Source organism: Eubacterium sp. AF17-7 (assembly GCF_003461285.1).
GTDB classification, from domain to species: Bacteria; Bacillota; Clostridia; order Lachnospirales; family Lachnospiraceae; genus Eubacterium_U; species Eubacterium_U album.
The window spans coordinates 286375-301850 of sequence record NZ_QTWU01000002.1 but is presented as its reverse complement, the minus strand read 5'-3'; the positions used below and the strand labels follow the sequence as shown (position 1 = coordinate 301850).

Here is a 15476-nt window from a genome sequence, read left to right as displayed (position 1 = left end):
TAGGTAAAAAGAAATGAAAAGACCTTCTAAGTTTATAAATATAAATACAAAAGTTTTAATATTTGTTCTAACTGTATTTTGCGTGTTTAGCATAATTTTGTCATCTATATTTTCAAATTATTCTAAACCTGCAAAAATAGTTTCCGGTGCAATTGTTGTTCCTCTTCAGGATGGAATGAATGGCATTGGTAAATGGTTTACTAATAAAGCAGATTACTTTAATTCAGTAAAAAAACTTACAAAGAAAAATAAAGAATTAGAAAGTCAGGTTAACGAATTAACAGAAGAAAACAGTTTGTTAGCTCAAAATAAATATGAACTTGAAAGACTTCGTGATTTATATCAGTTAGATCAGGACTATTCAAGTTACGAAAAAATTGCAGCCAATGTAATTGGAAAAGACTCCGGAAACTGGTTTGATATCTTTACAATTAATAAAGGTTCAAAAGACGGAATAAAAAAAGATATGAATGTAATAAGCGGTGGTGGACTTGTTGGAATTGTTACTGACGTTGGTAAAGATTATGCAAAAGTTAGAGCTATAATTGATGATGAAAGTAGTGTAAGTGTTTCGTTTGCCAACACAAGTGATACCGGAATTGTAAGTGGAGATTTAAAGCTTATGGATGATGGTGTTATGAATGTAACAGAAGTACTAAAAGATGCTAAGGTTACAGAAGGCGATATGGTAGTCACATCAAAAATATCAGACAAATTTGTTCCGGGAATATTAGTCGGTTATGTAACAAATATTAAATTAGATTCGAGTGAATTGACACAGTCAGGACAAATAATTCCTGTTGTAGATTTTAAACATATAGACGAAGTATTGGTAATTACTCAGTTAAAGGATGATATGTAAAGGAGAAAAAGCATGAAAGAGAAAATAAGAAATTTCATAATATTTGCGGCAGTGATTCTCGTTGCCTTTTTGCTACAAAACGCATTTTCTCTTGCATTGCCTCAGGAAGTCTCTACACCTAATCTTCTTTTGATAGTTGTATGTTTTTTTGGACTTATGTGTGGAAGTAACAAAGGAATAGCCATTGGATTTGCATGTGGTTTACTTGTTGATGTTTTCTATGGTGACGTAATAGGATTTAACGCTTTAATTTATATGTATTGCGGATTATTTAGTGGAATCTTTAGAAGATGGTTTTATAGTGAAATCATTATTATGCCATTGCTTTTAGTTTTTATAAATGATTTTATGTTTAACACAGTTTACTATGGATTCAGATTGCTTTTAAGAAATAAGTTAGACTATCCATATTATTTTGAAAAGATAATTTTACCTGAAATGATAATTACAACATTTTGTGCTTTAATTGTATATAAATTGTTTTATTTATTAAATGAAAAGGTAATTTCTAAAGAACAAAGGAGTGCATTAAGTTTTGATAAGTGATTTTTTCTACACGATTTATAACATAATAAAATCAAGAATATTTATTGTCGGTGCGGTATTAACAGTTCTTTTTGGAGTTGTTCTTTTTAGATTATTTGATTTACAGATAATTAACGAGAGTTACTATATGAATACTTATGTACAGCAGGCTGAAAAGACAGTTTACACGCCAGGTACAAGAGGTAATATTTATGATACAAATGGTGAATTATTAGCTTATAATGAATTAAGCTATGCCGTTACATTTGAAGATAAAATTGACAGCTCCGATGAAAAAAACGGAATATTAAATGAAATTGTATATAATGCAATAACAATAATTGAAAAATATGGTGATAAAGTATCTTATGATTTCCCAATTGTAATTAACAGCGATGGCAATTATGAGTTTAATTTTACATCAGATGCATCAAGAACCTTATTCATGACTAATTTATTTGGTAAAAAGATGAAAAAAGGTAATGTTGACTATTCTAATGCCTCAGCTGCAGAAGTCATGGACTATTGTGTAAATTCCTTCTTTGATTTAGAGGGTGATTACGATATGGAAATGACTTTAAAAATTATTGCAATAAGATATAACATATTCCAAAATTCATACCAGAAGTATGTTGCAACAACTATTGCAACAAATATTTCAAAAGAAACAATGACAGCGATTTATGAAAATGAAGCAATTCTTACAGGTGTATCAGTTGCTGAAACAACAATCAGAAGATATGTTGATAGTGAATATTTTGCTCCACTGATAGGATATACCGGTAAAATTTCCGAAAGCGAATTACAGGAATACAATGACAATGGTGGTGATTATATTTCTAGCGACTATGTTGGTAAATCAGGTATTGAAGCCGCTATGGAGGATACATTGCAGGGTGTACGTGGAGAAAAGAAAATATTCGTAGATTCTACAGGTAAAGTGTTAAGTACAGTTTCATCAACTGATTCTTCTGTTGGAAAAGATGTAACATTAACAATTGATAAGAAATTACAGATTGCCACATATAAAATGCTTGAGAAAAAAATTGCTTCTGTCTTAATTTCTCAGATTGTTAACAGGGATGTTTCAGATAAAGAACAGGAAGATTCCGATGTACATCCTATTGCAGCAAAAACTGTATATTTTCAGTTAATAAATAATAATGTTTTAAGCATAAAAGATTTAAAAAAGAAACGAACAAATAATGAAGCAAAAGTTTATACTAAATATTCTGATGCCCTAAAGGTTGTAAAGAGTCGATTGAAGAAACAATTAGAATCTGATAAGGGTGAAGTATATAATGATTCATCAGACGAATATAAAGAGTATTATGATTATATTTTTGATGAATTAAAATCTGATAATGTATTAATTTCTTCATCTTTAGATAGTTCTGATGCAACTTATAAAAAATATATAGCTGGAGATATCAGTATTAATGAATTTATCAAATATGCTATATCCAAAAGCTGGATAAATATATCAGCATTACAAATTGATAATCAATATATTACTTCAGATGAAACATATAAAGTAATAGTAAATTATATTTTAGATTTCATAGATAATAATGCATCATTTAGTAAATTAATATTCAAATATAAAATTAATGATGGAACAATAAACGGTTGTGAAATATGTATGTTATTATACGATCAGGGCGTATTAGAAAAAGACCGTGATTGGTATAACAAATTATCAACATACACATCAACGGAATCTTATAATTTTATTATTAGTCAGATTAAAAAATTAAATATTACACCGGCACAGATTGCTTTGGATCCATGTTCAGGCTCTGTTGTTGTTACTAATCCAAATAACGGTAAAGTGTTAGCTATGGTAACTTATCCAAGTTATGATAATAATATGCTTTCCGGTTCAGTAGATGCTGATTATTGGGCTAAACTTGTAGATGATTTATCTTCACCGCTTTATAACAGAGCTACTCAGGGGTTATCAGCTCCGGGTTCAACATTTAAGATGGTAACTGCAATGACAGCATTGGAAAATAATACAATAACAAGATATAGAACTATCGTTGATAAAGGTGAGTTTGATAAAATATCGCCACATCCAAAATGTTGGATATATCCTTCAGCACATGGTAGCTTGAATGTAATGCAGGCTATTGCTCAATCATGTAATGGATTTTTCTATGAAGTAGGTTATGAATTGGGAACAACTTCATCAGGTAAATATGATAGTGCTACAGGACTTAAAAAACTTGAAGTATATGCGAAAGAATTAGGCTTAGACATGAAATCAGGTGTAGAAATAACAGAAAGCGACCCTAAATTTTCAACAGAATCAGCTGTCCATTCAGCCATTGGCCAGGGTAGTCATTCATATGCGCCTGTACAACTTGCAAGATATATATCCACATTAGCTAACGGTGGTAAAAATTACGAACTAACTTTAGTTGATAAAATAACTGATTCATCAGGAAATGTAATTAAGAAAAATAAAGCAAAATTATCAAATACTGTAAACGCATCAAGTGAAACATGGGATATTATTCATACCGGAATGCGAATGGTTATTACAGAAGGAACTATAGAAAAATCTTTCAAGGATACAGACATAGCGTTTGCCGGTAAAACAGGTACTGCTGAAGAAAATTCAAAAAGAAACGCACATTCATTGTTTGTAGCATATGCTCCATATAACAAACCTAAAGTGGCAATTTCAGCAGTTATTCCGTTTGGTAACTCTTCACATGATTCTGCTGAAGTAGCAAAGGACGTTGTAAGATATTATCTTGGAGAATTAACGGATGATGATGTAAATAAAGATGTTGAAAGTTCTTCTTCAACAAGTGCCGTTAGAGATTAATTTAGTTAGAAAGCTAATATGGCTTTACTATATATAACAAAAGACTTCTTAATATACAAAAGAGTAATATATACAAAATATTACACTTAACATATGATTACTAAAATAAATATAAGTATATTGAGGAGGATTTTATGGGAGAAGTAATAGTAATAACTTCCGGAAAAGGGGGAGTAGGCAAAACTACCGTTACTGCAAACCTGAGCGTTTCCCTTTCTTTATTAGGGAAAAAAGTTATAGCTATAGACACAGATATAGGGCTTAGAAATCTGGATGTAGTAATGGGCTTAGAAAACAGTATTGTTTACAATATTGTTGATGTGATTGAAGGGAACTGTCGCTTGAAGCAGGCTATAATAAGGGATAAAAGATTTAGAAATCTTTATTTGCTTCCAAGCGCTCAGAGCAAGGATAAGTCTTGCATTAACCAATATCAGATGATTAATCTTACAAATGAATTAAAACAAAAGTTTGACTATGTATTAATTGATTGTCCAGCAGGAATTGAGCAGGGATTTAAAAATGCTATTGCAGGTGCTACAAGAGCCATTATTGTGACTACTCCGGAAGTATCAGCGATTAGGGATGCTGACAGAGTGTCCTGTCTCTTAGATAAAGCAGGACTATATCCTATCAATTTAATTGTAAATAAAATACGAAATGATTTAGTGAAAAAAGGCGATATGATGTCAACTGATGATGTCACAGAGATACTTAGTCTTGATTTAATTGGCATGATTCATGATGATACAGATATTGTTATATCGACTAACAGAGGAGAACCTCTTGCAGGGGCAAATTCATATTCATCTAAAATTTTTATGAATATTGCTAAAAGAATAGATGGTGAAGAAGTACCAATGTTGAATCATAAGAATAGAAAATTTAATTTCTTTAAAAAGTATTTAACAGGAGGTTTTCAAAATGTTTAGACTAAATTATTTTAGATTCAGGAAAAGAAAACGTTCAGGAAAAATTGCTCATGACAGACTGAAAATTCTTTTAGTTTCTGACAGGGCGGGATGTTCACCTGAAACAATGGAACTTATTAAAAATGATATTTTAAATGTTATTTCAAAATATGTTGAAATTGATAAAGAAAACTGTAAAATACAAATAGAAAAAGATAAAAAGCCTTATCTTTTTGCAAACATACCTATAAAAGAAGTTAAGGTTTAATATATTTACTTAGTTATGCTCAAAGAAAATGGGCATTAGGAGGCAAAATATCAATGGCAAGAAGAAAGAAAAAAACGCTGTCGAAATTAAAAGAATATAAATTTAGCAATATAAATTTTAGATTACTACTTTATGTAGTATGTCTGACTGTTATTGGAATACTTGCGATAGGTAGTGCTACTAGCGGTGGAACAGAACAGAAAAAACAGATTTTAGGATTTGTAATGGGAATTATTATTTTAATAATTTTAAGTTTAGTAAGTTATAAATTTGTTTTTAAATTTTACTGGCTTGCATACATATTTAACTTGGTATTGCTTGTTTATGTTAAATTAAATGGAGATGTAAATAAAGGTGCAGGACGTTGGATTGATTTAAAGTTTATGCAGTTTCAGCCTTCGGAATTATCAAAGATAATTTTAATATTATTTTTAGCTGCTTATCTTTATAAGCATAGAAATACCATAAATACCTTTAGAACAATAGCTTCTACATGTGCATTAGCAGGATTACCAATAGCTCTCATAGTAGTTCAGCCGGATTTATCAACAACAATAGTTATTTTTATTACATTTTGTGTTATAATGTTTTTATCTGGGATTAGTTACAAGATTGTAACAACTGTGTTAATTATTGCTATACCTTTAGCAAGTGTATTTGTTTACGTGGGGATAAACGATCCTAATAGCGGTATTTTACAAGGATATCAGTTAAAAAGAATTGTTGGTTTTTATAGCAAAGATTCAACTGACCCTGACATTATAGATACAAGACGACAGCAGGAGAACTCATTACTTGCAATTGGTTCCGGCGGTCTTACAGGAAAAGGCCTAAATAACAATACAGTAACCAGTGTAAAGAACGGTAACTTATTATCAGAAAGTCATACTGATTTTATATTTGCAATTATAGGTGAAGAACTGGGATTTGCAGGAAGTGCGGCAGTTGTTATCTTGTTGCTACTTATAGTTGTTGAATGTTTTCTAACGGGAGCCAGGGCGAAAGATTTAAGTGGAAAACTGTTTTGCTTTGGACTTGGCTCGTTGATTGGATTCCAATCGCTTGTTAATTTGTCAGTAGCGACATGTATGTTGCCTAATACCGGCTTAACGTTACCATTCGTTAGTTATGGATTGTCATCCCTAATCAGTATGTATATTGGTATTGGGATTGTAATAAATGTAGGATTACAGCGGAAAAAAGATTTATACTAGGAGGAGTAAATATATGAATATTGGTTTTATAGCACACGATTCAAAAAAACATTTAATGCAGAATTTCTGCATTGCGTACAGGGGTATTCTATCAAAGCATGAACTTTATGCGACAGGTACTACAGGCAGATTAATAGAGGAAGCAGCTAATTTAAATGTTCATAAATTTTTAGCTGGACATTTAGGTGGTGAACAACAGATGTGTGCCATGATTGAGCAGAATCAGATGGACTTAGTTATATTTTTAAGAGATCCATTAAATCCTAAATCTCATGAACCGGATATTCATAAAGCAATACGTTTATGTGATATGCACAATATTCCTCTAGCTTCAAATGTAGCTACTGCCGAATTACTTATAAAATCACTTGAACACGGAGATTTAGAATGGCGTGAAGCTTATAATGCATAAAAAAATACCGGAATATAGTTATACTAATTAGATTAGTTGACTATTTCCGGTATTTTTTATTAATTATTTTATTTCTAAATTAAGAATTACTAAATTGTAAATGCCATAAAAGAATACAATTCAGATAAAGTTTTTAATGGTTTTCACCAAGAGAATAAACTCTTCCATATAGACTGATTAAGTACAAACCACATAATCCGATTATTGCATAAATAATTCTTGAAAGCCAACTCATATCGCCAAATAAAAATGCAACTAAATCAAATTTAAAGAAACCTATAAGTCCCCAGTTTATTGCTCCAATTATAACTAATGTCAGCACTGTATAATCAAATCCTTTTGAATTCATATAATCACCTCCTGTGCTTTATATATGATATTTTTTACAAAAAATGAAATAATATAAATGGTAATTATTTCATTGACTAGAATTGAAAAATGATAGATAATATAAGATAGTGCCTGATGATTTGAATTAGGCAGATTTAACATTTGTTTAATAGATAATTTTAAATTATCTAATACATAATTAAGGTGAATAAGATGGCAAAAAAGCAAAAACGAGTAATAAGATATAAATCTTACACACGTATTAATCCGGGTATTATAATTTTTGGCATTATATTTATATATATAGCAATCAGCTTATTTAAATACATTACAACAGACAGAATTAATTATTATGAAGTAGTCGAGGGAACTTCATCCGATGAAACATATAAATCCTATAAAGGGATTGCATTACGTAAAGAAAGTGTTGTTAATGCTGATTCTTCCGGATATGTTGATTATTATGTTCGTGAAGGTGCACGAATATCTTTAAATACAACTTTATATAGTATGGATGCAGACGGAACAATTAATAAACTGTTATCTGAAATGTCTGAAAAAGATACTACCCTTACAGACGATGATATTACAAAATTAAAAGATAAAATATATACTTTTACAAATAACTATGATGATATGGATTTTAATGAAGTATATAATTTTAAAAATAATGTTCAGGGAACAGTTGCTGACCTGATTAACATGAATGCATTAGATTCATTGATTAAAAATAATTCAGATTCTCAATTTTCGATAAATAAGGCACGTAATACAGGAATTGTACTTTATAGATTTGATGGATATGAAAATAAAAAGGCTAAAGAACTTACAATGGATGACTTTAGAGCTAAAAACTATTCTTCACAGCTTGTTAATTCAGGCGATTATGTTGAAGCAAATGAGCCTATCTATAAATCTATTACTGATGATGAATGGAGTATCGTAGTTCCATTTACCAAAAATGAAGTAAAAAAATATAAAGATGCAGTAGGTGTAAAAATTAAATTTAATAAAGATAATATAACCACTACAGCCAATATTAAAATTGTAAAGGGTGCAGATGGTAATAATTACGGAGTAATTACATTAGCAAAGTATGTTGTAAGATATGCAACAGACAGATTTGTAAATATTCAGATTATTGATAATATAACAACAGGATTAAAAATTCCAAAAATATCAATTGCTTCTAAGAATTTATACATAATTCCAAAGGATTATGCCACAAAATCTAATGACGATACAGACATTGGATTTAGAAAACAGGTTGTTAAAGATGGCAAAATTGATAGTGATGTAACATATCCTACTATTTCATATTCAGATGATGATAATTATTATGTATCTACGGATGAATTTGAAAAAGGTGATGTACTCATCAAGGATGATTCTGTTGAGACATATACTATTGGAGCTGAACAGACAAGACAAGGTGTTTACAACATAAACAACGGATACACTGTTTTTGTTCAGGTAACCATATTAGGCGAAACAGATGAATATTACATTGTTGAATCGGGCGAAAAATATGGTTTAAGTGTGTATGACCATATCGTCTTAGATAGTAGCAAAGTAAAAGAAAATCAAATTATATTTCAATAAATAAAGGAGTGATTTTAATGATACAGGAAAATATTAAACTTGTAGAAGAAAACATTAAAAAGGCTTGTGAAAAAGTTGGAAGAGACGTAAATGAAGTAACTTTAATAGCTGTCAGCAAAACTAAACCTTATACTGCAATAGAAGAGGCATTGCCAACAGGTGTTAAAGATTACGGAGAAAATAAAGTTCAGGAACTTTGTGACAAATATGAAATATTGCCAAAAGATATCAAATGGCACATGATTGGTCATTTACAAAGAAATAAAGTTAAATATCTTGTAGGAAAGGCTTCTCTTATCCATTCTGTTGATTCAATAAGATTAGCAGAACAGATTGAAAAAGAATATGCAAAAGCTGATGAAATTGCGAATATATTAATTGAAGTAAATATGGCACAGGAAGAAAGTAAATTCGGAATAACATCTGAAGAAACTGAACAATTAGTTAGAGAAATAGCTAAATTTCCACACATAAGAATTAAAGGATTAATGACAATTGCTCCATATACTGATAATCCTGAATCAAATAGAGTATATTTTAGAAATATGAAGAAATTATCGGTTGACATAGAAAATAAAAACATTGATAATGTTAGTATGAGTGTCTTGTCGATGGGGATGACAGGAGACTATCAGGTAGCCGTTGAAGAAGGTGCAACTCTAGTCAGAGTCGGTACCGGAATATTTGGTGAAAGAAATTATAATATTTAAAATATAAATTAAAGTTAGGAGATTAAAATGAGTTTTATAGATAAAGTGTCGAACATATTAAGAATGGATTATAATCAGGATGATTACGATGATTATGACGAAGATTTCGATGATGATTTCGACGAAGATGAAGAAGAGACAAGACAGCCTGAACGTGTAAGTCGTACATCTTATAGAGACAAATACGAAGATGAAGACGATGAACCTTCATATAGCAAACGTTCAAGCCACGCTAAATCTTCATCCAGAAGTTCATTTATGAGCAAATCATCTAATAAAAACGCAAGAAATGTCGTTCCGATGAGAAGTTCAGGATTAGAAGTTTGCGTAATTAAGCCATCGGGTTATGATGAAACAAAAGAAATAATAGACACATTGCTTCAGGGAAAAGCTGTAATCGTTAATTTAGAAGGCGTTAAATTAGATTTAGCTCAGCGTATTGTTGATACAGTTTATGGTGCAAGCTATTCTATAGGCGGTAAATTACAAAAAATAACAGGATACATTTACATCGTGACACCTTCAAATGTTGATCTTTCAGGTGATTTCCATGATGCAATATCAAGTTCATATAATAACATGAGATCAACTTCAATGTATAAGTAGAATTATATTCGACATTTAAGGACAGACTGATGAACAAAGAAGATAATTATGTTAAAAACCGATTATTAGATCTTGCTGATATTACTTATTCAAAAAATATCTATGCATATTCTGGTTTTCTAAATTTAAATGAAATAAATATTTTTAATACAATAACAAATCAATTACCTCCAGTTAATTACTATTTGACTGGAGGCAATGTTTATGCAGAAAGAAAAATTGTAGTCTTTAAACCAATTGAAGTCTATTATGAAGAAGATGTCCCAATCACTCTTTTAAAAATCGAACCACTCAATAAAAAATACGCAGATACATTAAATCATAGAGATTATTTAGGGGCAATATTAAATTTGGGAATTGACAGAAGTAAGATTGGCGATATTTTTATAGGTGAAAATGTAGCATATATATATGTTATTACAGGAATTTCTGACTATATAATCAATAATTTTACAAAAGTAAAACATACTCTTATTTCATGTAAGATTGCTTATGATGAAATTGAAAATGTCAGGCCAAATCTTAAAGAAATAAAAGGAACTATCGGTAACATACGATTAGACAGTATAATTTCTTTAGCATTTAATAAATCAAGAAGCAGTATTGTTTCATATATTGAAGAGAAAAAAGTATTCGTAAACGGAAAAATTATTACTTCAAATGGATATTCAATTAAAGAAAATGATATTATTTCAGTCAGAGGTCTTGGCAGAGTTATTTACAACAGACAGATAAGTGTTACTAAAAAAGGAAAAAATCTAGTATCAGTTTCGATATACTGTTAAATAAACAAGCTACAATCATTATTGTAGATACTGAAAATAAAGATGCTTGTTGTTATATAGTTATTATTTCAACAAGTAATGTAGCAGGCAAAAAGAAAGATTAGATTTACGCAAATTAAATAAATATTTATTTAATTATAAGGAGAAAAATATGGAAGTATCAATTAACACAAACGCAATGAAAGTAAATTATGAGCAAAAGCCTTGTTATGATATTGTATTTTCAAAAGATTTCAATTTATTAAATGATGAAATCCAGAAATTAAATATAAGTAACAAACGAATTTGTATAGTTACAGAATCAAATGTTGGTCCTTTATATGCAAATGAAGTTAAAGAGATTTTTATGAGCAATTCAAAAGAAGTAATTATTTTTGAATTTACAGCAGGTGAAGCTTATAAGAATTTGGATACAATTTCTGAATTATATACTGTTTTAATTGAAAACAAATTTGACAGAAATGATATGCTTGTTGCTTTAGGTGGTGGTGTTGTAGGAGACATGACAGGATATGCTGCAGCAACTTATTTAAGAGGAATAGATTTTATTCAAATTCCAACTTCTTTATTAGCACAGGTAGATTCAAGTATTGGTGGAAAAACAGGTGTAGATTATAAGGCTTACAAAAACATGATAGGAGCCTTCTACCAGCCTAAACTTGTATATATGAATCTTAGTACATTAAACTCATTACCTAATCGCGAATATTATTCAGGAATGGGCGAAATAGTTAAACACGGATTAATAAAAGATTCTGATTATTTCTACTGGTTAAAAGAGAATTATCAAAAGATTTTAGATAGAGACTATGACACTTTGTTTACTATGATTTACAATAGTTGTAATGTAAAAAGAAAAGTAGTGGAAGAAGATCCTAAAGAAAAAGGAGATAGAGCCTTACTTAATTTTGGACATACAATTGGTCATGCAGTTGAAAAATTAAAAAATTTCACATTACTTCATGGGGAATGTGTTTCAATTGGTATTGTATCAGCTGCATACATTTCTTTGGTTAAAAATTATATAAATAACACTGAATTTAATGATATATGTGATACATTAAAATTATTTAAATTACCTGTTACTACATCAGATATTAACGCTAATGATGTTGTTGAAGCCACTTTAAATGATAAAAAAATGGATTCAGGTGTAATTAAGTTCATCGTTTTAAAAGAAATTGGTAATGCTTCAATTGATAGAACTATAGACCATGACTTATTAATTTATAGCTGTGAAAAAATAATTAAAAAGTAAGTTTTAGAAAGGATTATAAAGATGAAAACAGGACTACATAATTTAAAGCTTATTGTTTCTTTAATTGTTCTGATAATATTTGATCAATTAACTAAATTTTGGGCTGTTACACAATTAAAATCCGGAAAAGTTATTTCCATAATTCCAAATGTCTTTGAATTAAACTATTTGGATGGAGGGAACACAGGTGCAGCCTGGGGTATTTTTTCAGGAAAGATAGCTATGTTTATCATCTTTACACTAATAGTAGTAATTATACTGATTTTATGTATTTACAGAATCAGCAAACTGCTAACGTTAAACTGTTCGTTAAATACTATGCATTTAATTTCAATGCAGTATATAATTACTTTATTGATAGCAGGAGCAATTGGTAATTTGATTGACAGAATTGTAAATGGCTATGTTGTGGATTTTCTGTATTTTAAGCTTATAGATTTTCCAGTATTTAACGTTGCTGATTGTTATGTGACAATCGCATGTGCATTGCTTATAATTTTTTGCGTCTTTGTAATTAACGACAAAGAATTTAATGCGATTTTTTCTTTGAAAAAAGATGATTCTGAAGATAAAAAAGATAAATAAATTTCAAACTATAATTTAGAAAATTATTTTACAAATATAATTTAAGCGAGAATAAAATGAGTAATATATATTATGTTGACGATGATTTCGAAGGGGTTCGAGTTGATAAGTATTTAGGCGAAATTTTGCCTGACATATCTAGATCTTATATTCAAAAACTGCTAAAAAGCCAGCATATTTTAGTAAATAAATGCGTGTGCAAAGCTAATTACAAAGTTAAAACGGACGATATAATTAATGTAGATATTCCTGAACCGTTAGAAGCAAATATTGTAGCTGAAGATATTCCTTTAGATATAATATATGAAGATGATGATATTTTAATAGTAAATAAACCTAAAGATATGGTTGTGCATCCGGCTCCAGGTCATTATACAGGAACATTGGTTAATGCATTAATGTATCATTGTCGTGATAATCTTTCTGAAATAAATGGTGTTTTAAGACCTGGAATTGTGCATAGAATTGATAAAGATACAACAGGTGCTTTAATTGTATGTAAGAATGATTACAGCCATAATTTTGTAGCTGAGCAATTAAAAGTTCATTCGATAACGCGAAAATATGTAGCAATTGTAAATGGTGTTATATCTGATGATGAAGGCACTATTGATGCACCAATTGGACGTCATGAAGTTAATCGCAAAAAAATGTCCATTAATTATAAAAATGGTAAAAATGCAGTGACTCACTATAAAGTTTTAAAGCGTTTCAAAAAATACACATACATTGAATGTCAGCTCGAGACAGGGCGTACACATCAAATAAGAGTTCACATGTCGAGTATTAATCATCCTATTTTGGGCGATGAACTCTACAATAACAATAAATGTCCGTTTAAATTACAGGGACAAACTCTTCATGCAAAAACTATTGGCTTTATTCATCCTACAACTAAAGAATATGTAGAGTTTGAAGCACCATTACCTGAATATTTTAAACATTTGCTTGAAATATTAGACTAAAGAACTTATTTTAATGCAATTTTATAAAAAATATAGTTTAAAAAGGCATAATATCAAGTATGTATGCATTAAATTATAAACGCTTATACAATATATGAATGAATTACATACAAAACATTTCGTTAAAGTTGTCTTTTGCGAACAGTTGTGTTACACTAATTATGTGGACGCAATACTTCATAACCAAAAAATTTTTTCCCGTTTATTTAGTACTTTTCCCCATTTTCAGAAAAACATAATTTTTGAAAATGAGTTTTTTAGTACTTTTATTTATCTGAATTCACAGATTAAATAAAAGTAAAAAATAAATAAAGTACATTTCTTAGATAAAATCTACTTTATTGCGACAAGATACAATAATTATTTTACATTCAATTTTGTATTATGCTAATACATTTATTATTAAAATTATAACGCCAATAATCGTTAGTACAACATATCCTATCATTATGCCAGCAATAGTGTCTAAGCATGATAATTGCTTTAGTTTTATGATTTTATCCATATCATCGTCTGTAAACAAATATTCATATTTATATAATTTTTCTTCATAATTGCCTGTTGCTTTTGGTACTTTTTCAATGAATGTATTTTCTTTATTTTTGTTTTCTTCAGTTAACTCGAGTTCTGTCTTGTTCATTAATCCATTTGATTTTAATAATTCAAAGTATTCTTTTTTTGTCATTCACATTTCATCCTTTTTCTATTATTTTTATTCTATTATTTTATCATTTTTATTTTATATTTGCTATGATATATGTTAATTTTTTCCTGTATTAAAAGCAATTATATCTTAGCGTTATTTATTTTTTTCTTTGCTCTAATAAGCGTGCTTTTACTTATTCCTGTTAATTCGGCAACTTGTGTATATGAATTATTGTTTAATAATTCTAATGCGTGGTCTATCTGTTTTCTACTAAATTTTTTAGGTCTACCTTCTTTGAAATCAGGATTTTGTTTTGCAATAGCTTTACCTTCCATTGTTCTTTCTACTATCATATCTCTTTCAAATTCAGCAAATGCAAAAAATACATTTCTGATTAATTTGGATGATGGTGTATTATCCATGACACCAATATTAAGAATGTAAACCTTGATTCCTTTTTCTATTAAATCTGAAACCAATACACTTCCCTGCATCATGCTCCTGGCAAATCTATCTAATTTTGTGACTATGAGTGTATCGCCTTCTTCTATTCTTTCCATTAGTTTATCAAATTCTGGTCTGTCAGTTTTTGTCCCGGTAAAAGCGTCAATATAAATCTCATTAGCTCCTGCTTCTTTCAATGCTCTTTCTTGTGCTTCCAAACTGTTTCCATCTTTAGCTTGTCCCTTTGTACTAACTCTTGCATACCCGTAAATCATGGCTTATTTCCCCTTTCTTTTTGACACCGAGTAATGACACCACTCTATTCCCCTATTTTACTTCCTTCTAATTTTGGTGTCAATACTTTTAAGTTATATACTTAGCAAACTCTTTGTATAGTTTGCGTATTTTTGGCAGTTGCCGGTTTTGTATTTCCGGTAACTGTTTTTTGTATTTATCAATATGCATACGTATAAATAAGTGAGCTTATCTTATTGCCACGCATCTATATAGGTTTTCT

17 protein-coding genes are annotated in these 15476 nt (G+C 29.5%); 14 read left to right on the top strand and 3 right to left on the bottom strand.

The features are described from left to right. Positions 1–13: 13 nt before the first annotated feature. The 7 genes from mreC to DWW96_RS04610 all read left to right on the top strand — a co-directional run bounded on the left by mreC (position 14) and on the right by DWW96_RS04610 (position 7028). A complete protein-coding gene (mreC, locus tag DWW96_RS04640; RefSeq protein ID WP_022089609.1) occupies positions 14–862 on the top strand; it encodes a rod shape-determining protein MreC in 849 nt (282 codons plus the stop codon). A 12-nt stretch (positions 863–874) separates the two neighbouring features. Continuing rightward, positions 875–1408: a rod shape-determining protein MreD gene (gene mreD / locus DWW96_RS04635; RefSeq protein WP_022089608.1), complete on the top strand. Its 534-nt coding sequence runs from the start codon at positions 875–877 to the stop codon at positions 1406–1408. Further along, positions 1398–4223 (top strand): penicillin-binding transpeptidase domain-containing protein, encoded by a 2826-nt coding sequence (locus tag DWW96_RS04630; RefSeq protein WP_117909405.1) that lies wholly within the window; start codon positions 1398–1400, stop codon positions 4221–4223. The genes mreD and DWW96_RS04630 overlap by 11 nt, the downstream gene beginning before the upstream one ends. A gap of 134 nt (positions 4224–4357) precedes the next feature. Continuing rightward, positions 4358–5155, top strand: a complete 798-nt coding sequence (minD, locus tag DWW96_RS04625) for a septum site-determining protein MinD (RefSeq protein WP_022089606.1) — start codon at positions 4358–4360, stop codon at positions 5153–5155. Next, positions 5148–5402 (top strand): cell division topological specificity factor MinE, encoded by a 255-nt coding sequence (gene minE, locus DWW96_RS04620; RefSeq protein WP_022089605.1) that lies wholly within the window; start codon positions 5148–5150, stop codon positions 5400–5402. The genes minD and minE overlap by 8 nt, the downstream gene beginning before the upstream one ends. Positions 5403–5455: 53 nt before the next feature. Beyond that, a complete protein-coding gene (locus tag DWW96_RS04615) occupies positions 5456–6616 on the top strand; it encodes an FtsW/RodA/SpoVE family cell cycle protein (RefSeq protein WP_022089604.1) in 1161 nt (386 codons plus the stop codon). A gap of 13 nt (positions 6617–6629) precedes the next feature. Beyond that, the gene (locus DWW96_RS04610) at positions 6630–7028 is read left to right on the top strand and encodes a methylglyoxal synthase (RefSeq protein ID WP_022089603.1); all 399 of its coding nucleotides are present in this window, start codon (positions 6630–6632) and stop codon (positions 7026–7028) included. A 133-nt stretch (positions 7029–7161) separates the two neighbouring features. Here the strand turns inward: DWW96_RS04610 and DWW96_RS04605 are convergent, their stop codons facing one another. Next, positions 7162–7377, bottom strand: coding sequence for a DUF378 domain-containing protein (locus tag DWW96_RS04605; RefSeq protein ID WP_022089602.1), 216 nt, complete (start codon positions 7375–7377; stop codon positions 7162–7164). 194 nt (positions 7378–7571) lie between these two features. On the opposite strand from DWW96_RS04605, the gene DWW96_RS04600 reads away from it, so the two are divergent. The 7 genes from DWW96_RS04600 (at position 7572) to DWW96_RS04570 (ending at position 13869) form a co-directional block, all read left to right on the top strand. Continuing rightward, positions 7572–8960, top strand: a complete 1389-nt coding sequence (locus DWW96_RS04600; RefSeq protein WP_117909403.1) for an HlyD family efflux transporter periplasmic adaptor subunit — start codon at positions 7572–7574, stop codon at positions 8958–8960. 17 nt (positions 8961–8977) lie between these two features. Then, positions 8978–9670, top strand: coding sequence for a YggS family pyridoxal phosphate-dependent enzyme (locus DWW96_RS04595; protein ID WP_022089600.1), 693 nt, complete (start codon positions 8978–8980; stop codon positions 9668–9670). A 27-nt stretch (positions 9671–9697) separates the two neighbouring features. Continuing rightward, positions 9698–10276 carry a cell division protein SepF gene (locus tag DWW96_RS04590; RefSeq protein ID WP_022089599.1) on the top strand — a complete coding sequence of 193 codons (579 nt, stop codon included), beginning with the start codon at positions 9698–9700 and terminating at the stop codon, positions 10274–10276. Between the two features lie 29 nt (positions 10277–10305). Then, positions 10306–11061: a YlmH/Sll1252 family protein gene (locus DWW96_RS04585; RefSeq protein ID WP_117909402.1), complete on the top strand. Its 756-nt coding sequence runs from the start codon at positions 10306–10308 to the stop codon at positions 11059–11061. A gap of 151 nt (positions 11062–11212) precedes the next feature. Further along, positions 11213–12319, top strand: coding sequence for a 3-dehydroquinate synthase (gene aroB, locus DWW96_RS04580; protein WP_117909399.1), 1107 nt, complete (start codon positions 11213–11215; stop codon positions 12317–12319). Between the two features lie 21 nt (positions 12320–12340). Next, entirely contained in the window at positions 12341–12904 is a 564-nt protein-coding gene (lspA, locus tag DWW96_RS04575) for a signal peptidase II (protein ID WP_117909398.1), read from the top strand. A 56-nt stretch (positions 12905–12960) separates the two neighbouring features. After that, positions 12961–13869 carry an RluA family pseudouridine synthase gene (locus DWW96_RS04570; RefSeq protein ID WP_022089595.1) on the top strand — a complete coding sequence of 303 codons (909 nt, stop codon included), beginning with the start codon at positions 12961–12963 and terminating at the stop codon, positions 13867–13869. Between the two features lie 382 nt (positions 13870–14251). On the opposite strand, the gene DWW96_RS04565 is transcribed toward DWW96_RS04570, so the two are convergent. Together DWW96_RS04565 and DWW96_RS04560 are read right to left on the bottom strand one after the other, a co-directional pair. Continuing rightward, positions 14252–14554 carry a hypothetical protein gene (locus DWW96_RS04565; RefSeq protein ID WP_117909396.1) on the bottom strand — a complete coding sequence of 101 codons (303 nt, stop codon included), beginning with the start codon at positions 14552–14554 and terminating at the stop codon, positions 14252–14254. Between the two features lie 101 nt (positions 14555–14655). After that, a complete protein-coding gene (locus DWW96_RS04560) occupies positions 14656–15234 on the bottom strand; it encodes a recombinase family protein (protein WP_117909394.1) in 579 nt (192 codons plus the stop codon). Between the last annotated feature and the right edge of the window lie 242 nt (positions 15235–15476).